Consider the following 19,120-nt stretch of genomic DNA (forward strand, 5'->3'; position numbering starts at 1 on the left):
GTTGTTGATCTAAAACAACATAATTGACAGGGATAATTGAGTGGGACGTAACGTAGTAAGATGTCTGACGGTGCTGGTGTCGCTGTGGGTGCTAAGCGGCGCGGTCAGGGCGCAGACATGGAACATTGGCGTTTTGGCGATGCGCGGGGAGGTTTCTACACGTAATCACTGGCAGCCGCTGGAAACCTTGTTGAATCAGCAAATCCCCGGTGAGCAGTTTCATATTCAACCGCTGGACCTGCACCAGATGCAGGAGGCGGTGAATCGTGGCACGGTACACTTTGTGGTCACCAATCCGGCGCAGTTTGTCCAGCTTAACAGCCGCTCAGCGCTACGCTGGCTGGCGTCGTTACGCTCCACCCGTGGTGGGAAAGCCACCAGTAACGTGATTGGCAGCGCCATTCTCGTCAGGCGCGACAGCGGTATAACCTCCGCACACGATCTGATCGGCAAAACGGTTGGTGCCATTGATGCACAGGCGTTTGGCGGCTATTTGCTGGGATATAAAGCGCTCAGCGATGCCGGTCTGCGCCCGGAGCGCGATTTGCGTCTGACGTTCACCGGATTTCCCGCCGATGCCTTACTCTATTTATTACGTGAAAAAGCCGTGCAGGCGGTGATCGTGCCGGTGTGCCTGCTGGAAAAAATGGATGAAGAAGGCCTCATCCGTAAAACCGATTTTATGACCGTGTTGAATCATCCGACTTCAATTCCCTGTTTAACCAGTACGCCGCTCTATCCGGACTGGTCATTTGCCGCACTACCAGCAGTGAGTGACGAGCTGGCCGATCGCGTCACGCGGGTACTGTTCAATGCACCGCAAAACGCGGCGTTTCGCTGGGGCGCGCCCGCCTCGACCCGTGAAGTAGAAGCGTTGCTGCGCGACGTCCGCCAGCATCCGCAGCAGCGTCAGCTGTGGCTGGATGTCAAAAGCTGGTTTATTCAACACCGACTGGCGATGGGGGGCGTGGCCATCGTGTTGCTGTTGCTTACGCTCAATTACATCTGGGTGATGCTGTTGGTTCGCCGACGTGGCAGGCAGCTGGAGCGGAACAACGTGTTGTTGCACAAACAGGAACAGGCGCTGGAGACTGCCCGCCAAATGAGTGTGCTGGGGGAGATGACCTCCGGTTTTGCCCATGAGCTCAATCAGCCGTTGTCTGCTATCCGCCATTATGCCCAAGGCTGTCTGATTCGCCTGCGTGGTCAGGATGAGCAGCATCCGTTGTTGCCCGCGCTTGAGCACATAGACACCCAGGCACAACGGGGAGCCGATACGCTGCGCAATCTCCGGCAGTGGGTCAGCCAGGCACAGGGCAATCCGGTACTCACCGATGACTGGCAAGCCATCAACGTTCACGATGCTATCCATCACGTCTGGCAATTACTGCGCATGCCCCAGCAATTCCCGGCGATAACGCTGCACACGCAGGTTAGTAAGGCGTTAACGTTGATGCTGCCAAGCGTTCTTCTTGAGCAGGTGCTGGCTAATCTGGTACTCAATGCCGCCCAGGCAGGCGCTACGACAGTATGGTATAGCGCCCTGCACAAGGATGGTGGCGTGCGTATTCAGGTGCAGGATAATGCCGGAGGCATTGACGAGGCTCAGTTGTATCAGGCGTTTCAGCCGTTTATGACCACCCGCAAAGAAGGTATGGGACTAGGACTGGCCATTTGTCAGCGATTGGTGCGCTACGCAAACGGGGATATTGAGATCAAAAATCAGCAGGCTCCGGACGGCAAAGCGGGGGCGAGAGTGACATTGTATTTTAAACCAAATCAGGAAGGAGGCCGTAGTGGCGATAATTCATCTGCTGGATGACGACATTGCCGTCACCCAGGCCTGTGCGTTTTTATTGGAAAGTCTGGGATATGAGGTGTCTTGCTGGGAGCAAGGCGAGAAATTCCTCGCCGAGGCAAATCTGCACCAGGTGGGCGTACTACTGCTGGATATGCGTATGCCGGTACTGGATGGGCACGCTGTGCATGAAATCATGCGTCAGAAAGCAAGCACGCTGGCGGTGGTCTTTCTCACCGGGCACGGCGACGTGCCGATGGCGGTTGAGCAAATGAAACGTGGCGCGGTCGATTTTTTGCAAAAACCCGTGTCAGCCGTGCCGCTGCAGGCGGCATTAGAACATGCATTGCAGGTCTCGGCAGCGGCGTTCTCGCGACAAGAGATCATCTGCTGCTATCAACAACTTACGCCAAAAGAACGGGAACTGGCGCATCTGGTAGCAAAAGGGTTAATGAATCGGGAAATTGCTGATGCCATGAATATTGCCGTGCGTACAGTTGAAGTGCACCGGGCGCGGGTGATGGAAAAAATGCAGGCAGGAAGTCTTGCTGAGCTCGTTAATCGACTTCAGAGAATTCAGTAGAATGATGACATTTATTTGATTTTCATTGAATTTTGTCTAAATCGTCAGAGTGATATATGCTGTTGGTTTGAGTTAATGACGAGCGGGCAAAAATGGGAAATCAGACGAAAGACGACGAGTTGTACCGTGAAATGTGCAGAGTAGTCGGTAAAGTAGTGCTGGAAATGCGCGATCTGGGACAAGAACCTAAGCATATCGTCATTGCGGGAGTACTGAGAACCACCCTTGCTAACCAGCGCGTGAAGCGCAGTGAGTTAGAAAAACAGGCTATTGAGACCGTAATTAAAGCATTGGCCGGTTAATTCATAAAAAGAGGACCGCAGAAATTTTTTGCCGTCCTCTTATTCTCGATACGTTAATCTATCAATCTATATAATTTATCTTGGTTAATAAATTCTTGTAGAGAATTATAAATCGATATATATTTATTTATATACCGATGATCGTGCAGTATTATATTTGTGAGAGGCTTCACAAATATTTGTAATTTAAATGGGCTGCTATTACACTCCATTTCTTAATGATAATAAATCTCACTCCGCATTAATTATATCCCTTCCGTTTTTTAATTGATGACGATCAAGACTATGCATGCTGAATAACCACATTATTTCTACGCCTAACCCTAAAGGATTAGATTTATTCAGTTTAACCACCGTCATTTACGCGATCAGGTTAGGGCAAAAATTTACGTGTTGTTGGCAACATTAACCGCCCGATATGGCTTGAGCTGCGCTGGTTTAAATTAGCCTGGATGTGTTGCTACCACAGCATTTGCGAAGAGGATGCGAAATAAATGAACCAGGTTGATCGTCCATTTTTAGATTGTGGTTTAACGCGACTAGAATTCCTGCGGATATCAGGGAAAGGACTGGCGGGATTAACGATTGCCCCCGCGCTGTTATCCCTATTTGGTTGTAAGCAGGAAGATGTCGATAGTGGGACCGTGGGGCTTATCAATACGCCGAAAGGGGTTCTGGTGACCCAGCGAGCCCGCTGTACGGGCTGTCACCGCTGTGAAATATCCTGTACCAATTATAACGATGGTGCCGTAGGGACCTTCTTTTCCCGGATAAAAATCCATCGCAATTTCTTCTTTGGCGATGATGGCGTCGGGTCCGGTGGTGGGCTGTATGGCGATTTAAACTATACCGCTGATACCTGCCGGCAATGCAAAGATCCGCAGTGCATGAAGGTCTGCCCAATTGGTGCAATTACCTGGAAACAGGAAGACGGTTGTATTGCGGTGGACCACAAACGCTGTATTGGCTGTAGCGCGTGTACCACAGCCTGCCCGTGGATGATGGCGACCGTAAATACCGAAACGAAAAAGTCCTCAAAATGTGTGTTATGCGGGGAATGCGCCAATGCTTGTCCGACTGGAGCATTAAAAATTATCGAGTGGAAAGATATTACTGTTTGATAGATAACAGGCATGCCTGATTCGCGCCATTAATTGCCAAAAATACTGCAGTTTTGGATAAAAAAACTGCCTGAAGAATGGCGGGTATATCTATTAAACCTTCTTGCAAAGGAAAACATGATGGCTAATGGTTGGACAGGTAATATTTTACGGGTCAATCTCACTACGGGTAATATCACCCTTGAAGATTCCAGTAAATTTAAAAAATTTGTCGGTGGGATGGGCTTTGGTTATAAAATTATGTACGACGAAGTCCCGCCAGGCACCATGCCTTTTGATGAAGGGAATAAACTGGTTTTTGCCACCGGACCATTGACGGGGTCTGGCGCTCCCTGTAGCTCCCGCGTCAATATCACCTCCTTATCGACGTTTACCAAAGGTAACTTAGTCGTAGATGCCCATATGGGCGGTTTCTTTGCTGCACAAATGAAATTCGCCGGTTACGACGCCATTATTATTGAAGGCAAGTCTGCATCACCGGTCTGGATCAACATCAAAGACGATAAAGTCAGTATCGAAAAAGCCGATTTCTTGTGGGGCAAGGGGACTCGCGCCACAACCGAAGAGATTTGCCGGATTACCAGCCCGGAAACCTGCGTTGCCGCTATTGGGCAGGCGGGTGAGAATCTGGTTCCACTGTCCTGCATGATCAACAGCCGCAACCACAGCGGCGGCGCCGGTACGGGTGCGGTGATGGGTTCGAAAAACCTGAAGGCCATTGCAGTAGAAGGGACTAAAGGCGTCAACATTGCCGATCGTAAAGAGATGAAGCGGCTCAATGACTACATGATGACCGAGCTTATCGGCGCCAACAACAACCACGTTGTGCCAAGCACCCCGCAGGCCTGGGCAGAATACTCTTCGCCAAACTCGCGCTGGACAGCCCGTAAGGGACTTTTCTGGGGCGCGGCAGAAGGGGGGCCAATCGAAACCGGTGAAATCCCGCCGGGAAACCAAAATACGGTGGGTTTCCGTACCTATAAATCGGTGTTCGATCTGGGTCCAGCCGCAGAAAAATACACGGTCAAAATGAGCGGCTGCCATTCATGCCCTATTCGTTGTATGTCGCAGCTCAATGTCCCGCGGGTGAAGGATTTTGGCGTGCCGAGTACCGGCGGCAACACCTGCGTGGCGAACTTTGTTCACACCACCATTTTCCCCAATGGCCCGAAAGATTTTGACGATAAAGACGATGGGCGAGTCGTAGGGAACCTGATCGGACTGAACCTGTTTGACGATTACGGTATCTGGTGTAACTACGGCCAGCTGCACCGTGACTTTACCTACTGTTATTCGAAAGGCGTCTTTAAACGCGTGCTGCCAGCCGAAGAGTACGCGGAGATCCGTTGGGATCAACTGGAGGCGGGCGATCCTAACTTTATCAAAGATTTTTACTATCGACTGGCGCATCGCGTGGGGGAACTCAGTCATCTTGCGGACGGTTCGTATGCCATTGCTGAACGCTGGGATTTGGGCGAAGAGTACTGGGGTTATGCCAAAAATAAACTGTGGTCGCCGTTTGGTTTTCCGGTCCATCATGCAAACGAAGCCTCGGCGCAGGTGGGGGCGATCACCAACTGTATGTTTAACCGTGACTGTATGGCGCACACCCATATCAACTTCATCGGTTCCGGTTTGCCGCTGAAATTACAGCGCGAAGTGGCGGGCGAGTTATTTGGGTCGCAGGACGCCTACGACGAGACCAAAAACTATACCCCAATCAATGCCGCCAAGATCAAATATGCCAAATGGACGCTGCTGAAAGTCTGCCTGCATAACGCGGTTACGCTGTGTAATTGGGTTTGGCCAATGACGGTTTCACCACTCAAGAGCCGCAACTATCGCGGAGATTTGGATCTGGAAGCGAAATTCTTCCAGGCAGTCACTGGTGATGAAACCACGCAGGCGAGTCTGGACCTGGCCGCTGAACGCATCTTTACCCTGCATCGTGCCTATACTGTCAAACTGATGCAAACCAAAGATATGCGTAACGAGCACGATCTCATCTGCTCCTGGGTGTTTGATAAAGATCCGAAAATTCCGGTCTTCACCGAAGGCACCGACAAGATGGACAGGGAGGATATGCGTCAGTCACTGACGATGTTCTATCAGGAAATGGGCTGGGATCCCGAGTTGGGTTGCCCAACGCGCGAAACCCTGAACCGACTCGGACTTGAAGATGTGGCAGCCGATTTGGCTGCGCAGGATCTGTTGCCAGCGTAAGGAACGCGAGATGACTAACGTGAGCAACGTTCAGGCACCCGTTGAGGCGATTCCTGACGAGGTTGATAGCCAAAAGAGACACTGGCTACAGGCGTTTCACCCGCCGGTCGAGCAGGTGACTGTGCCGCAGGTTCAGGAAGCCGCCAGCCCGGAGTCGATTGTGGCGGATTTTATCCGCCAGCATTCGGCATCGGGGCACCTGGTAGCGCGCAGCGTGTTTCTGCAGCCACCTTATACGGTCCCTGAAGCCGATCTCTCCGCGCTGCTGGATGTGCTGTGCCAGGACGCGAATAACGCGGATATCAACCGTGTGCAGGGGGCGGAAGATGTCTATTTCTACTCAACGCAAACCATGACGGCAAACTACGCCGACATGTGCGTGCAGGTGGTGGAAAACGACATCTGCCGTGCGATTGCCGAGGCGGTACGCTTCGACTGTCGAACGTATCCTCGCCCCTATAAGGTCGCCATGTTGACGCAACCGCCGTACAGCTTTGAGTCTCAACAGATTACAGCGGCGCTCACGGCCATGGAAACGCATCCCGATTACGCGGATATACGTACTGTGGAATCGTCAAATGCGGAGCCTTATCTGTTTAGCGAACGTTTTATGAGTTATGGCAAAGCGTACGGCCTGTGTGAATGGCTTGAGGTTGAGCAGTATCAGAACCCCTGAATTATTCAGGTTGATGTCATGGAACGTGTGGACGACCACTGTCACAGTATTAGAGGATAACCCGATGTCCTTCACCCGACGAAAATTTGTCATTGGCATGGGGACGGTGATTTTTTTCACCGGTCCAGGTCAAAATCTGTTAGCGAGTACCAGGAGCCCTAAAGCCGTTCGTTACGTCATGATTCACGATGAATCACTGTGTAACGGATGTAATATCTGCGCCCGGGCTTGCAGGAAAACCAACCATGTTCCTGCCCAGGGCAGCCGTTTGTCGATAGCGCATATTCCAGTCTCGGACAACGACAACGAAACGCTGTATCACTACTTCCGTCAGTCCTGCCAGCATTGTGATGATGCGCCTTGCATTGAGGTGTGTCCGACCGGTGCCTCCTGGCGAGATGAGAACGGTATTGTGCGAGTAGATACGTCTTCCTGTATTGGCTGCAGTTACTGTATTGGCGCGTGTCCTTATCAGGTGCGCTATCTCAACCCGCAAACCAAAGTGGCTGATAAATGCGACTTCTGTGCAGAATCTCGGCTGGCGAAAGGTTTCCCTCCGATCTGTGTTAACGCTTGCCCGGAACATGCGCTGATTTTCGGTCGTGAAGATAGCCCGGAAATTCAGACCTGGTTGCGAGAAAACAAGTATTACGAATATCAACTTGCAGGCGCCGGGAAACCCCATCTGTATCGTCGGTTCGGTCAACATTTGATTAAAAAGGAAAATGTATGAACGCGTCGCAGAATGCCGAACAGTTTCACGCCCAGCTTGCACAGTATGTTCCCCTGTTTTCACCGGACTACTGGCCTGTGTGGTTAGTCGTTGCCGGGTTAATGCTGGTGGGAATGTGGCTGGTGCTGGCGCTTCACGCCATGCTGCGCTTTCGGGCGGCACATAAAGCGTCGGCAGGGCACGGTGAGAAGGTCTATTTATATTCGAAGGCTGTTCGTTTGTGGCACTGGTCGAATGCGCTGCTGTTTCTGCTACTTTTGGTCAGTGGCCTGGTCAATCACTTCTCTGCCGTCAGCGCACCGGTAATGAAAAGCCTGCTTACCGTTCATGAGGTTTGTGGCTTTTTGCTACTTGCCTGCTGGATTGGTTTTGTGCTAATCAACCTGATTGGCGGCAACGGACATCACTATATTATTCAACGTCAGGGCTGGATCGCACGCGCGCAAAGACAAACTCGTTTTTACCTGTTTGGCATTATGCAGGGCGAGTCACACCCATTTCCGGCCTCACCTCGCTCTAAGTTTAATCCGTTACAGCAGGCGGCCTATGTTGGCGTGATGTATGGTTTGTTGCCACTGCTACTGATCACTGGATTGTTATCGCTTTACCCGACGGCCGTCGGCGATCTGTTCCCCGGGGTGCGTTACTGGCTACTTCAGGCGCACTTTGCGCTGGCAATAGTCAGTCTGTTTTTCATTTTTGGGCATCTTTATCTCTGCACTACGGGTCGCACACCGGGCGAAACCTTTAAGTGTATGGTGGATGGCTACCACCGGCATTAAGCGATGATGATTACGCGAAGTGACTTACGGGCCTGGCGTGTTGGGCCCGTCATGTACCGCTGGTTTCTACGCGCGTTTCCCGCAGGAGGAAGCTATGCCGATGTTCATCGCGCGCTCCAGCGGGAAGGGTATACCGATTGGGCAAATAGCCTGGTGGAATACGGCTGGTCAAAATGGCGGGAAGAGGCGAGTTTTGCTCAGCAGGATATTGACGCAATGGGGAATATTTCCTGTGAGCAAGCCGCGGGGGAAACCAGCCGTCCGTTGGCGAGTGCGGAAGATTATGCCCTGTTTAGCAGTGCGGGTGACAACGTTAAAATTGCCAGCGCCGGGTATGCTGCGCAGATCGCCTGTGCCGGTTACAGCGCACGGATTGGCAGTGTAGGCTATAACACGCATATCGGCAGTTCAGGCGATCGCGGGCGAATAGCGATTGCGGGAAACTCGGCGCGTATCAGCAGCGTGGGCGACGGAACGCGTATTGCCAGTACCGGCATGCGCGTACGTATCAGTTCGCTCGGCGACCGAAACCGGATTGCCAGTAGCGGTGATTTAACCCAGCTGGCCTGTTTTGGCGCAGAGGCGAAAATCGCTAACTGCGCGGACAATATCCACATTATTGCCAGCGGAGAGAACGCCGTTGTTGCCAGTACCGGTGCAGTCGACTCGATAATTCTTGGTCCCGGCGGATGTGCGGCGCTGGCTTATCACGATGGCGAAAGAATGCGTTTTGCGCTTGCCGTTGAAGGGGAAAATAACATTCGGGCAGGCGTGAAATATCGGCTCAACGAAGACCATCAGTTCGTGGAATGTTGAGCCGAGAGGTCATTTTAGTGCGAATCGGCGCTGGGTGATTTTTTCAAGGCTAAAGCACAGCAGGTAATAGACCAGCCCGGTAAAGATAAAAATGGCAGCGGGGTAGATCTGCACCCGGCTGTTAACCTGACCGGCAACCGTCGTGAGTTCCGGCACGTTAACAATAAACGCCAGTGACGTGTCCTTCAGTAGCCCAATAAAAATCCCTGTCAGCGACGGCAGTACGTTACGCAGCACCTGCGGCAGCAAGATAAGCCACAGGGCCTGATCCGGGCGAAAACCCTGAACAACTGCCGCTTCATATTGCCCGCCAGGCAGTGCGCTAATTCCAGCATACACCGAGTGCATCACCGAGGCGGCGGTGAACCATGCCAGCGCCAGTGTCACGGTAACGGCACCGGGCAGATCGCTTCCGGTCAGCATGGGTAGCAAATACCACATCCAGAAAATCACAAAGATGAGCGGAATGCCGCGAATAAATTCCGCCCAGATAAACAATCCGTTGCGAACCGCGCCCGGAAATCGCCAGGCACAACAGGCAAGAACGATCCCGCCAGGCAGCGCCAGCAAAGCCGCACCGATAGCCATCAGCAAAGTGAGCAGGACGCCGCCGGGTTGCCCCTCAGCTACACGTCCCCACAGGAGATAGTCAAGATTGTCGGTAATGACCGAAACATTAGCGATCATGCAGTATGCTCCTGACGCTGAAGATGCGCATTCTTATCTTTGACGATTTATCCGACGCAGACTGCGGGCCAAGACGGGTAAGCAGCATACCCAGAACGATGCCGGTAAACAGATAAAGTGCGGTGCCAACGGCAAAGGCTTCCAGCGCGTGCGCGTTGTAGCTCTCAATTTGCCGTACCTGGTAGGTGAGCTCAGCAAATCCAATACCGCTGGCAAGCGAGGAAAGCTTCATCAGGTTGAGATATTGCCCAACAAGCGGTTGCCAGGCGTTTGCCAGCCCCTGAGGCAGCAGAATATGACGAAATATCGCCCAGGATGAAAACCCCTGCGCCACGGCAGCCTCGCGTTGTCCGGCAGAAACAGCTTGTAAACCAGAGGCGATCTCTTCAACCAAAAATGCTGAGGTAAATACGCCAAGCCCCCATGCTGAACAGATAAACTCCGGTGTTAACCACCAGACATCACCCGGCAAAATTGACCATGGATGATCGGCATTGATAAAGCTAATGACGTCACGGGGTAGCCAGTTCCAGGCGGCAAAATACCAGAACATCAGTTGCACCAGTAAAGGTGTATTACGAAACACCGAGACCCACACCCCGACCATCGCTTTAGCGAGACGATTGCCCGTCAGGCGCAGGCCGAGCAGTGAGATGGCAATGAGCGTGGCGAGCACGATACCTGCCAGCGTCACCCAGAGCGTGGTGAGAAAACCGGAAATTATCCATTGCAGGGGTTGCCCGCTCAGCACTCCCTGCCAGTCCATTGCATGCATTATGATGATGACTCCTGGTGTAACGGGTCGAGCACTTTTTTCAGGAAACGCTGGGTTCTTGGGTGCTGTGGTCGGACGAAAAAATCCTCCGGCGGGGCCACTTCAAGAATATCGCCACCATCGATGAAAACCACCCGATCGGCAATCTCGCGGGCAAAATGCATTTCGTGGGTCACGACGATCATGGTGATACCGCTGTGGGCCAAATTTTTCATCACCTGCAGTACCTCGCCGATCATTTCCGGATCCAGCGCGGAAGTGGGCTCATCAAACAGAATAATTTGCGGTGATGAAGCCAGTGCGCGGGCGATGGCCACGCGCTGCTGCTGCCCTCCGGACAACTGCGCGGCATAGGCGTTGGCTTTTTCCGCCAGTCCTACCTTTTCCAGTAACTCGAGTGCCCGACGTTCCGCTTCCGTCTTGTTCCAGCCGTGAACATATTCCAGCGCCAGCGCGATGTTCTGCAGCGCAGTCAGGTGCGAATAAAGATTGAATTGCTGAAATACGAAACCGATACGGCTACGTAGCTGGCGTAACGCCGCCCCACGCAACTGGCTAATCGGTTTACCATCAATGAAGATTTCGCCACCGCTGAGCGACTCAAGCTGGTTGATAAGACGTATAAGAGTGGACTTTCCTGAGCCGGAAGGCCCCAGAATGGTCACCACTTCACCGGGTTCAACCGCCAAACTAACGCCGTTAAGGACAGAATGAGCGTCATATTGTTTAATCACATTGCGCAGTTCGACGCTCGCCTGGCGCAAATGGGTAAAATCCGCAGCCGAAGCTGCGGAGCGATGAAAAAGGGCTGAGAGCATATTACTTGGCTTCTATTTTAAAGGCGCGGGGTTGCGGATTTTTGGTTTCAGGACCAAACCAGACATCATAAATTTTGGCCGCCTGCCCGGTATATTCCAGCTTCAAAAGTTCATCGTTGACGGCTTTTAACAACGCTGGCTCACCTTTTTTCACCCCCACGCCGATCTCTTCTTTGCTCAGCAGGTCCGGCAGAATTTTGAAATCGGCTTTATCCGGCGCACCGCCTAATAAACCGGCCAGAATTGTACTGTCCTGGGTAATGGCCTGAACATTGCCGTTGCGTAGCGCGGTTAACGCCAGCGGGATGTCGTCGTAGGCCACCACGCGCGACTGCGGGAAGCGCTGATGCAGTGCCTGTTCACCAGTAGTGCCTTTTACCGCGCCGATGCGTGCCTTGCTGTATTCATCGAGCTTATCCGGAGATTTTGCTGGCACAAGGAACTGCTGGCCGGTAACAAAATAAGGGACGGAGAAATTTATTACCTGCGCCCGTTCAGGTGTAATCGTGATATCCGCGACGATTAAATCAGCTTTACCGGATTGTAATAACGGAATGCGGTTTGCCGGATTGGTCGCCACCAGTTCCAGTTTTACACCAAGGGATTTGGCCAGCGCTTCGGCAAAATCAACGTCGTAGCCGACAATCTTATGGGTTTTGGCATCGACGGAGCCAAACGGAGGATTCGCGTCAAATGTCGCGACTTTTACGACGCCTGCGGCTTTGATATCGGCCAGTTGGTCAGCCTGAACCTGCGAGACGGTAAGTCCTGAGGCCAGCAGCACGCCCAATGCCAGCAGTGTTTTTTTAGCGCGGTACGTTTTCGTTGCCATCATTGTATGAAATCCCTGTAGTTTTTGGTTTGTGCTTTTTACGCTCCCATAACTTACGGTTGGGACAAAATAAGAAAAAATTCTTATCTATATACAAAATGTTATTAGTGAAGGATGTGTTAATAGCGGGTGAAAATAATGCATGAGTGAAAGGTAAAATCGTGCATAAGCCTGGTAATAATTCGCATTTTGTTTTTGTGAGAGAGCACGCTTGAATAAGATTGAGTTGTGCTAATGTCCAGAAATGCTACTGGAATACCCTCCGGACCTGTACCATATGTCACAACAGGTCTGGAGTGGGGATAAGCATGCTGCGTGATAATTTTAACGATCTCTATTATCTCATTATCGTTGCCCGCGAGCGTAGTTTTACCCGGGCAGCGGCAAAACTTGGGGTTTCGCAATCCGCGCTAAGCCATGCGATTCGTGGGCTTGAAGAGAGGCTGGATGTACGGCTTCTGACCCGCACCACGCGCAGCGTTGCGCCGACCGAAGCCGGAGAACGGCTTATCAACAGTATCAGCCCGCGTTTTGATGACATTGAAACAGAGCTGCTGGCATTAACCGATGTCCGTCAGCGCGTGGCCGGTAACATTCGCCTGACGCTGGGCGAACATGCATTGCAATCTACCGTCTGGCCCGCGCTGGAGCCGTTTTTGCAGGCTTACCCTGATGTGAATGTGGAAATGACCATCGACAATAGTCTGACGGATATTGTGACTGGCCGCTATGACGCGGGTATTCGGCTCGGTGAGCAGGTGGCAAAAGACATGGTCGCCATAAGAATTGGCCCGGACTGGCGCATGGTAGTGGTGGGTTCACCGGCGTATTTTGCTCGTCATGGCAAACCGCAAACCCCTCACGACCTGCAAAATCACAGCTGTATTAACATGCGCATGCCGACGTTGGGCGGATTATACGCCTGGGAGTTTGCTAAAGACGGGCAAGATTTGCGCGTACGGGTGGAAGGGCAGCTTATTTTTAACAATCTACCTCCGCGAATTAGTGCAGCGATGGCGGGAATGGGGCTGGCTTTTGTGCCGGAAGACACCGTCGAACAGGCTGTTGCTGAGGGGGCATTGGAAAAAGTGTTAGAGGACTGGTGTGAACCTTTTCCTGGCTATTATATGTACTATCCCAGCCGAAAACAGCATACCGCCGCTTTTGCGCAACTGATTGAGGCGTTGCGGTATACGGGCTGAAACGGGTGGCTTAAACAGGCAATAAAAACCGGCATTACGCCGGTTTGGAAATCAGATTTTGCAGGCGTCGCCGCAGTCATTATCAGCAATAATTTCCTGCGCTTTCTTGTCTGCATCTTCCAGACGTTCAGCGTTACGCTCTTGCGCTTCTTCCAGTCCATCAAAGACCAGATTATCGAGATCAATTTCCATCATTCACCTGCTCAGGTTCAGCGTTTAACATCACGTTATTATATTGCAAAAATGTTGCTTAACAGCAGCGATTCTTGCTACTTAGCATCGAACGCAATCCGCTGTGCGTATTTATCCGCCAAAATAGCCTATGGTTCGCAATTGCTAAAGAATCGTTGGTTGTAAATACCGCAAAATTCTCGCTCTCTCTACCGTTTTATCTCCACTTTTTCATTAACGTGATGCGCGATCATTTTTAACAAATCTGCGACAAAATCACTATACATATAACTTAATATCTTTTATACATTAATCGTTCAACCCTGCGACTATTCCACAAAAGAGAAAGCTATATGGAACAGACACCTGATAAGAAAAACGATAATTTTCAAAAAGATGGCAAAGAACAGTTCAATAGATCGATAGGTCTTATTTCAAACTTTGCGTTGGGTTTTACCTACCTGTCGCCGCTTACTGCCGTCTATTCGCTGTTTGCGCTGGCCGTAACGCTGGCGGGGCCGCCCGCAGTATGGTGGATTTTAATCGTCGCATGTGGGCAACTTTTGGTGGCATTGGTGTTTGGTGAGGTTGCTTCCCAGTATCCGATAACCGGCGGGCTTTACCCCTGGGCCAGAAGGTTGTGGGGCAAGAAGTATGCGTGGATTGCCGCCTGGATCTACCTGTGGGCGCTGGTGGTCACCATTACGTCGATCGCGGAATATACATCAACGTTTGTTGAATCACTCTTTCACTATGGTCAGACGCCGGCCACGATGTTGGTGACTTCTGTCCTGCTGCTGCTGTTGATGATGGCCGTTAATATGTCCGGGACTAAAAATCTGGCCCGGGTGGCAAAAATTGGTTTCTGGTGTGAAATTGTCAGCGTGATCGCGCTGGGGATTTATCTGCTGATTTTCCACCGTTCGCAGCCGTTCTCTGTGATTTTTGACTCGATGGGCGTGCTGGCGCATGACGGCAGCTACTCCACCGCATTTATGTCCGCTGCGCTGATGGGGCTGTTTATGTTCTTTGGCTTTGAGGCCTGCGGTAACGTTGCGGAAGAGGTGCAGAATCCGAGTAAAAAGATCCCGGTGGCGATGATTTTAAGCATCGTATTCGGCGCGATTTCCGCCATTATTTCTGTTATGGGTTATTTGCTGGCTTCACCGAATCTGGTCAGCATCGTGAATGGCAAAACGTCCGATCCTATCCCTGCAATCCTTAATGAAGCTCTGGGCGAAACTGGCGCAACTGTCTTTATCGTCGTCGCAATTATCGCCATGTTGTCGTGCATTTTGTCTCTGCAGGCTGCGTTAAGCCGTCTTATCTTTTCTTTCTCCCGCGACAGAATGCTGCCGGGAAGTGAATGGATGGCCAAAATCTCTAAAAATGGTGTTCCGGATAATGCCATGGTCGTCAGTTGCCTGCTGCCAGTGATTATCTGCGTTTGGGTTTATTTCCAGCCAGATAACCTGTCGCGTATCACCGCGTTTGCTGTAATCGGGATATACATCTCGTTCCAGATGGTTGTGCTGGCCGCGCTGCGTCAGCGTCTGAAAGGCTGGAAACCGGCGGGGGAGTGGACCATTGGCGGTTGGGGCGTAATCGTGAATGTGCTGGCGTTAGCTTACGGATTGTGCGGGATCTGGTTACTGGCGCAACCGGCAGACAGCAGCGACTTCATCGACCGTTGGACGGTCCTGTTTGGCCTGGCGATTGTTGTTGGCTCGGGGCTTATTTATATGTTCCTGACCCGTCCGTTTGGTCGTTCAGCGGCGCCGGAAAACGACGCCATTGCCTACGCCAATAAGCTCAATATGGGGCAGGATAACTAAAAACTCAGGGCCTTCGGGCCCTTAGTTTTGATAGTGATAAAGGATAAAGTAGTCGCTCTGATACACCACTGTACTGTTTGCAGGTGACAGCAATTCACCCACGCGAAAACGTGGCCAACTGGAGAAAATGATCCTGTTTTCCAGATTAGTCAGAATCACATAGTCAGGATGGGCACAGGAAAGCAGTTCGGCTTCTATCTGACTGACCAGCAGATCGACCGCGGCAACACCGAGAAACTGATCGTTGTAGTAGACCGGGACGGCTGACGTCAGGGTATAGGAGATATTGCAAATATAGTCGACGTAGGGACCGTGGATATAGGCTTTGCCAGCCGGAGGAGAATGCTTAAACCACTCAAAGGTTCTGAAGTCCAGTCGTTGTTGCGTGGCCTGATCCAAATCCAGATGCGCCTGGCTCAAACCATTATCTTTCTTATACCACCACTCCAGCAACCAATACTCTTTTGTGGTTGCGGTGCTCTCAATATGGCTGGCGAATCCCGCCCCTGAGCAGTAATGGTTGTTATTGAGCGTGCGCTTGATGTGCTGTTGAACGGTGGATCTGACTGAGGGGTCGAGAACGACCTCGGCTGAGGCCTTTTGTACCCCTGAAATCGCCTCATGGATGCTCCTCGCCAGCGCAACGGTAGAATCTACGGTAGAAACAGTAATGTCATCAATTTTACGAATTAATGCGCTTAGGGATGTCGAAGAGCTCATTGTCTGTCCTGCCTTCACTGATTGTCAGTTCGAGTTATATTTCAGCTTTTTTTCAATAAGGTAGTAGGTAAACGTGTCGATGATCCGCGTGGCAAACTGTACTGACTCTGCCTCGTTGTGAGCAGCCAGCGCATCGGCCAGCGCCGAATAAAGCGCGGTAATTTCTGCATGAATACTGTCTGTGCGATAAAGTATCGCCACCAGCGATGCCCATTCAGCCTGAACCTGCAGCTCCTGATTGGCCAGTCGCGCTGAATGCGAACTGGCGGCAATCGCCAGCAGACAACGCATATCGGCCTGGGTCATCAGCTCAGGTGAGTTTGCCTTTCTGAGCACCTCGACAAACTCGCGAAATTTGGCGATATCCGCACCGGTCATCCGTCGGGAAGCCAGCCTCGCGCTATGGCTAATAATGGCGCAATGCATTTCACCCAGATCAGACAGATAATCCGTACTGATCGCCTTGAACGGATGCAGGGCGCTATTTTTGCCATCAATATTTTCGCAAACGAAACTCCCGCCATTACGACCACGAACCGTATGGATAAGATTATTAGCCCGAAGCGTGTTTAGCGCTTCTCTGATAGTGATATGTGAGACACCCATCATCTTTGCCAGATCAGTTTCGTTGGGGAGCTGTTCTTTTGGCTCCAGCAACCCCGTGATAATGGCATTTGAAAGGCGTTGGACTATCTGGTCTGAACGACTGACCTGCCCGATAGGCGCAAATATGACCGCGTGAGTAATCATAATCTTTTCTGTACTCAATTCCCTGAAACAACGACCATTTTTAACACATGCCCGTCGGGCAAGGAAGGTAAGAATGGCCGAGTTATTTTACATGCCTGGGCGCAACGTCACTGCACAAGCGGATGTGTGTCCCGATAACCTTATGATGAGCTGGGCGTAACGCGTCAGCTGGCAATAAAAAGCCTCATCCTGAAAATGTAAAAATTAAGTTAAAAATGCGAGGCTTATCATAGTGTCAATGTTGCGCATTTGAAAAAATTTTACAATATATATATTACATAAGATTCTTTATGTATTAATTGGCAGGAGACAAACATGAAAACCCTGAAGCATTTTATTAATGGGCACTATGTAGCAGGCAGTAGCGAAGATAGCTTCGAACTGGTGAGTCCGGTTGACGGTGAAACGTACGCAATATCTCCCAACGCTAACGAGGCGGAGGTAGAGCAGGCTTACTCAGCAGCGGAGGCGGCGTTTAGCATCTGGAGAAAATCGACGCCGGCACAGCGGCAAAAAGCATTGTTGCGGCTGGCCGATGAGATTGAACGCAACGTTGAGCGACTGGTAACCGCGCAGAGCCAGGAAACCGGTCAGCTTCGCCATTTTATTGAGAAAGAGGAGATCGCGGCATCTTGCGATGCCATCCGCTTTTTTGCTGGTGCGGCGCGCTGTCTTGAAGGAAAGGCGGCTGGAGAATATTCCGCAGGATTTACTTCAACCATTCGTCGTGAACCGCTGGGTATTGTTGGGCAAGTGACGCCGTGGAACTACCCGTTCATGATGGCGGTGTGGAAGATTGCACCAGCGCTGGCGGCAGGCAACACTGTGGTGTTAAAACCAAGCGACACCACGCCAGTTAGTACGCTGCTGTTGGCTGAACTGGCCGCACCGTTGTTCCCGAGAGGGGCATTTAACGTTGTGTTGGGCAAAGCCAGCACTGGTTCGCTGGTGGTTTCAAACCCGAAGGCTTCATTGGTTTCTATTACCGGTTCGGTCCGTGCGGGTTTGCAGGTTGCGGCTTCGGCGGCGGCAAACCTGACCCGAGCACACCTGGAATTGGGCGGGAAAGCGCCCGCAATCGTGTTCGCCGATGCGGATATAGACAAGGCGATTGCGACGATCACCACGGCAGGCTTTTTCAATGCCGGGCAGGATTGCACAGCGGCTACGCGGATTCTGGTAGAACAATCTATCTACGCTGAGTTTCTGGAAAAACTGATCCAGAAAACAAAAAGAATCAAATTTGGGCCGCCAGAAGATCAAAATGCACTGTACGGTGCATTGAATAGCCGGAATCAGCTGGAGCAGGTGAAAGGCTTTATTGAGCGTTTACCGGCACATGCGAAAATTGAAACCGGTGGGCGCGTCGGGCCTGGTCCAGGCTTCTATTTTGAGCCGACGATCGTCTCCGGAGTGCATCAAAATGATGAAGCTATTCAACATGAAGTATTTGGCCCAGTGATGACTATTCAGTCGTTTACTACTGACGAAGAGGTACTACACAAAGCGAATGATGTGGAGTATGGTCTTGCCGCCAGCGTCTGGACCAGTAATCATGGTCGCGCCCAACGCTTCAGCATTGACCTCGATTTTGGCACAGTGTGGATTAACAATCACATTCCTCTGTGCGCCGAAATGCCGCACGGCGGGTTCAAAAAATCGGGTTATGGCAAAGATCTCTCATCCTATTCGCTCGAGGAATACACTCGGGTGAAACATATCATGTGTGACATTTCTGAATAGAGAGGATTACGATGAAAACATTAAAACTCGCGGTGCTTTCATTAGTGATGTTCTCGGGCTATAGCCTGGCAGAAAGTACATCGCTGAATACCGTAAAAGAGTATATGGCGGCGTGGAATGCGCATGATGCTTCGCGAGCCGCTCAATTTCTTGCTGATGATGCGGTCTATTATGATGCCGCCGCGGGAGAACCGATAAACGGCAGGGAAAAAGCAGAAAAAGAGGTTATCGGCGCTTTTATTAAGGCGGTTCCAGATCTTAGCTGGAAAATGGTCGGCAAGCCCGTCTACGACGAAGACACCGTGGCCTTTCGTTGGGAATTTTCAGGTAAAAATAGTGGTGAATGGGCAGGGAGTCCGCCGACAAATAATCCGATCAAATTTGAAGGCGTCAGCTATATTCATGTTAAAGCAGGAAAAATCACCTGGCAGGGTGATTATTATGATTCTAAAAAACTGGATGAAGAGTTAAAGCCAGTGAAGTAGTCGGTTGTACCCCTTTATAAATAAGAAGGGGTATCTCTCTTATTTGTGTCGTATTAAAGGCAGTGTGT

General features: G+C 51.3%; 20 protein-coding genes. 13 read left to right on the plus strand and 7 right to left on the minus strand.

What is annotated here, in order from left to right; genetic code table 11:
- Nucleotides 1–40: 40 nt before the first annotated feature.
- From ttrS to ydhT, 9 genes are all read left to right on the plus strand, one after another.
- The gene (gene ttrS / locus OGX92_RS19150; protein ID WP_286586966.1) at nucleotides 41–1,822 is read left to right on the plus strand and encodes a tetrathionate respiration histidine kinase TtrS; all 1,782 of its coding nucleotides are present in this window, start codon (nucleotides 41–43) and stop codon (nucleotides 1,820–1,822) included.
- Nucleotides 1,797–2,381 (plus strand): tetrathionate respiration response regulator TtrR, encoded by a 585-nt coding sequence (gene ttrR / locus OGX92_RS19155; protein WP_003832672.1) that lies wholly within the window; start codon nucleotides 1,797–1,799, stop codon nucleotides 2,379–2,381. Before ttrS ends, ttrR begins: the two co-directional genes overlap by 26 nt.
- Nucleotides 2,382–2,473: 92 nt before the next feature.
- Entirely contained in the window at nucleotides 2,474–2,683 is a 210-nt protein-coding gene (fumD, locus tag OGX92_RS19160; protein ID WP_003029345.1) for a fumarate hydratase FumD, read from the plus strand.
- 494 nt (nucleotides 2,684–3,177) lie between these two features.
- Nucleotides 3,178–3,804, plus strand: coding sequence for a ferredoxin-like protein (locus OGX92_RS19165; protein ID WP_003029338.1), 627 nt, complete (start codon nucleotides 3,178–3,180; stop codon nucleotides 3,802–3,804).
- 120 nt (nucleotides 3,805–3,924) lie between these two features.
- Entirely contained in the window at nucleotides 3,925–6,027 is a 2,103-nt protein-coding gene (locus OGX92_RS19170; protein WP_003832676.1) for an aldehyde ferredoxin oxidoreductase, read from the plus strand.
- 10 nt (nucleotides 6,028–6,037) lie between these two features.
- Complete coding sequence (locus tag OGX92_RS19175) at nucleotides 6,038–6,703, plus strand: YdhW family putative oxidoreductase system protein (RefSeq protein ID WP_286586967.1); 666 nt, start codon at nucleotides 6,038–6,040, stop codon at nucleotides 6,701–6,703.
- Nucleotides 6,704–6,767: 64 nt separating this feature from the next.
- Complete coding sequence (locus tag OGX92_RS19180; protein WP_063941522.1) at nucleotides 6,768–7,436, plus strand: 4Fe-4S dicluster domain-containing protein; 669 nt, start codon at nucleotides 6,768–6,770, stop codon at nucleotides 7,434–7,436.
- Nucleotides 7,433–8,218: a thiosulfate reductase cytochrome B subunit gene (gene phsC / locus OGX92_RS19185; RefSeq protein WP_003832682.1), complete on the plus strand. Its 786-nt coding sequence runs from the start codon at nucleotides 7,433–7,435 to the stop codon at nucleotides 8,216–8,218. The genes OGX92_RS19180 and phsC overlap by 4 nt, the downstream gene beginning before the upstream one ends.
- 51 nt (nucleotides 8,219–8,269) lie before the next feature.
- A complete protein-coding gene (ydhT, locus tag OGX92_RS19190) occupies nucleotides 8,270–9,034 on the plus strand; it encodes a protein YdhT (RefSeq protein WP_482889749.1) in 765 nt (254 codons plus the stop codon).
- A 9-nt stretch (nucleotides 9,035–9,043) separates the two neighbouring features.
- Here the strand turns inward: ydhT and OGX92_RS19195 are convergent, their stop codons facing one another.
- Genes OGX92_RS19195 through OGX92_RS19210 form a run of 4 tightly spaced genes read right to left on the minus strand, consistent with a single transcriptional unit; the run spans nucleotide 9,044 to nucleotide 12,149 of the window.
- The gene (locus OGX92_RS19195; RefSeq protein ID WP_003832686.1) at nucleotides 9,044–9,721 is read right to left on the minus strand and encodes an amino acid ABC transporter permease; all 678 of its coding nucleotides are present in this window, start codon (nucleotides 9,719–9,721) and stop codon (nucleotides 9,044–9,046) included.
- The gene (locus OGX92_RS19200; RefSeq protein WP_286586969.1) at nucleotides 9,711–10,496 is read right to left on the minus strand and encodes an amino acid ABC transporter permease; all 786 of its coding nucleotides are present in this window, start codon (nucleotides 10,494–10,496) and stop codon (nucleotides 9,711–9,713) included. The genes OGX92_RS19195 and OGX92_RS19200 overlap by 11 nt, the downstream gene beginning before the upstream one ends.
- Nucleotides 10,496–11,314 (minus strand): amino acid ABC transporter ATP-binding protein, encoded by an 819-nt coding sequence (locus tag OGX92_RS19205; RefSeq protein ID WP_003832690.1) that lies wholly within the window; start codon nucleotides 11,312–11,314, stop codon nucleotides 10,496–10,498. The genes OGX92_RS19200 and OGX92_RS19205 overlap by 1 nt, the downstream gene beginning before the upstream one ends.
- Nucleotide 11,315: 1 nt before the next feature.
- Complete coding sequence (locus OGX92_RS19210) at nucleotides 11,316–12,149, minus strand: ABC transporter substrate-binding protein (RefSeq protein ID WP_126956253.1); 834 nt, start codon at nucleotides 12,147–12,149, stop codon at nucleotides 11,316–11,318.
- Nucleotides 12,150–12,454: 305 nt separating this feature from the next.
- On the opposite strand from OGX92_RS19210, the gene OGX92_RS19215 reads away from it, so the two are divergent.
- Nucleotides 12,455–13,348, plus strand: coding sequence for a LysR family transcriptional regulator (locus tag OGX92_RS19215; protein ID WP_003832693.1), 894 nt, complete (start codon nucleotides 12,455–12,457; stop codon nucleotides 13,346–13,348).
- 51 nt (nucleotides 13,349–13,399) lie between these two features.
- Here the strand turns inward: OGX92_RS19215 and OGX92_RS19220 are convergent, their stop codons facing one another.
- Entirely contained in the window at nucleotides 13,400–13,540 is a 141-nt protein-coding gene (locus tag OGX92_RS19220; RefSeq protein ID WP_003832695.1) for a hypothetical protein, read from the minus strand.
- A gap of 332 nt (nucleotides 13,541–13,872) precedes the next feature.
- Here OGX92_RS19220 and OGX92_RS19225 point away from each other — a divergent pair, with 332 nt between their 5' ends.
- Entirely contained in the window at nucleotides 13,873–15,354 is a 1,482-nt protein-coding gene (locus OGX92_RS19225; RefSeq protein ID WP_003832697.1) for an APC family permease, read from the plus strand.
- 21 nt (nucleotides 15,355–15,375) lie between these two features.
- On the opposite strand, the gene OGX92_RS19230 is transcribed toward OGX92_RS19225, so the two are convergent.
- Both OGX92_RS19230 and OGX92_RS19235 read right to left on the minus strand, forming a co-directional pair.
- Nucleotides 15,376–16,074, minus strand: a complete 699-nt coding sequence (locus OGX92_RS19230; protein WP_003832700.1) for a cache domain-containing protein — start codon at nucleotides 16,072–16,074, stop codon at nucleotides 15,376–15,378.
- Between the two features lie 24 nt (nucleotides 16,075–16,098).
- Nucleotides 16,099–16,824 carry a FadR/GntR family transcriptional regulator gene (locus OGX92_RS19235; protein ID WP_003832701.1) on the minus strand — a complete coding sequence of 242 codons (726 nt, stop codon included), beginning with the start codon at nucleotides 16,822–16,824 and terminating at the stop codon, nucleotides 16,099–16,101.
- 315 nt (nucleotides 16,825–17,139) lie between these two features.
- Here OGX92_RS19235 and OGX92_RS19240 point away from each other — a divergent pair, with 315 nt between their 5' ends.
- Together OGX92_RS19240 and OGX92_RS19245 are read left to right on the plus strand one after the other, a co-directional pair.
- Complete coding sequence (locus tag OGX92_RS19240; protein WP_003832703.1) at nucleotides 17,140–18,567, plus strand: gamma-aminobutyraldehyde dehydrogenase; 1,428 nt, start codon at nucleotides 17,140–17,142, stop codon at nucleotides 18,565–18,567.
- Nucleotides 18,568–18,578: 11 nt separating this feature from the next.
- Nucleotides 18,579–19,052 (plus strand): ester cyclase, encoded by a 474-nt coding sequence (locus OGX92_RS19245; RefSeq protein ID WP_003832704.1) that lies wholly within the window; start codon nucleotides 18,579–18,581, stop codon nucleotides 19,050–19,052.
- Nucleotides 19,053–19,120 lie beyond the last annotated feature (68 nt).

Source organism: Citrobacter sp. Cpo089, from assembly GCF_030332695.1.
Lineage (GTDB): Bacteria > Pseudomonadota > Gammaproteobacteria > Enterobacterales > Enterobacteriaceae > Citrobacter > Citrobacter portucalensis.

Bases quoted from the DNA above. Each gene is read 5' to 3' on its own strand.
- fumD (WP_003029345.1), top strand. From the start codon at position 2,474: ATGGGAAATCAGACGAAAGACGACGAGTTGTACCGTGAAATGTGCAGA.
- OGX92_RS19165 (WP_003029338.1), top strand. From the start codon at position 3,178: ATGAACCAGGTTGATCGTCCATTTTTAGATTGTGGTTTAACGCGACTA.
- OGX92_RS19170 (WP_003832676.1), top strand. From the start codon at position 3,925: ATGGCTAATGGTTGGACAGGTAATATTTTACGGGTCAATCTCACTACG.
- OGX92_RS19175 (WP_286586967.1), top strand. From the start codon at position 6,038: ATGACTAACGTGAGCAACGTTCAGGCACCCGTTGAGGCGATTCCTGAC.
- OGX92_RS19180 (WP_063941522.1), top strand. From the start codon at position 6,768: ATGTCCTTCACCCGACGAAAATTTGTCATTGGCATGGGGACGGTGATT.
- phsC (WP_003832682.1), top strand. From the start codon at position 7,433: ATGAACGCGTCGCAGAATGCCGAACAGTTTCACGCCCAGCTTGCACAG.
- ydhT (WP_482889749.1), top strand. From the start codon at position 8,270: ATGTACCGCTGGTTTCTACGCGCGTTTCCCGCAGGAGGAAGCTATGCC.
- OGX92_RS19195 (WP_003832686.1), bottom strand. From the start codon at position 9,721: ATGATCGCTAATGTTTCGGTCATTACCGACAATCTTGACTATCTCCTG.
- OGX92_RS19200 (WP_286586969.1), bottom strand. From the start codon at position 10,496: ATGCATGCAATGGACTGGCAGGGAGTGCTGAGCGGGCAACCCCTGCAA.
- OGX92_RS19205 (WP_003832690.1), bottom strand. From the start codon at position 11,314: ATGCTCTCAGCCCTTTTTCATCGCTCCGCAGCTTCGGCTGCGGATTTT.
- OGX92_RS19210 (WP_126956253.1), bottom strand. From the start codon at position 12,149: ATGATGGCAACGAAAACGTACCGCGCTAAAAAAACACTGCTGGCATTG.
- OGX92_RS19215 (WP_003832693.1), top strand. From the start codon at position 12,455: ATGCTGCGTGATAATTTTAACGATCTCTATTATCTCATTATCGTTGCC.
- OGX92_RS19220 (WP_003832695.1), bottom strand. From the start codon at position 13,540: ATGGAAATTGATCTCGATAATCTGGTCTTTGATGGACTGGAAGAAGCG.
- OGX92_RS19225 (WP_003832697.1), top strand. From the start codon at position 13,873: ATGGAACAGACACCTGATAAGAAAAACGATAATTTTCAAAAAGATGGC.
- OGX92_RS19230 (WP_003832700.1), bottom strand. From the start codon at position 16,074: ATGAGCTCTTCGACATCCCTAAGCGCATTAATTCGTAAAATTGATGAC.
- OGX92_RS19235 (WP_003832701.1), bottom strand. From the start codon at position 16,824: ATGATTACTCACGCGGTCATATTTGCGCCTATCGGGCAGGTCAGTCGT.
- OGX92_RS19240 (WP_003832703.1), top strand. From the start codon at position 17,140: ATGAAAACCCTGAAGCATTTTATTAATGGGCACTATGTAGCAGGCAGT.
- OGX92_RS19245 (WP_003832704.1), top strand. From the start codon at position 18,579: ATGAAAACATTAAAACTCGCGGTGCTTTCATTAGTGATGTTCTCGGGC.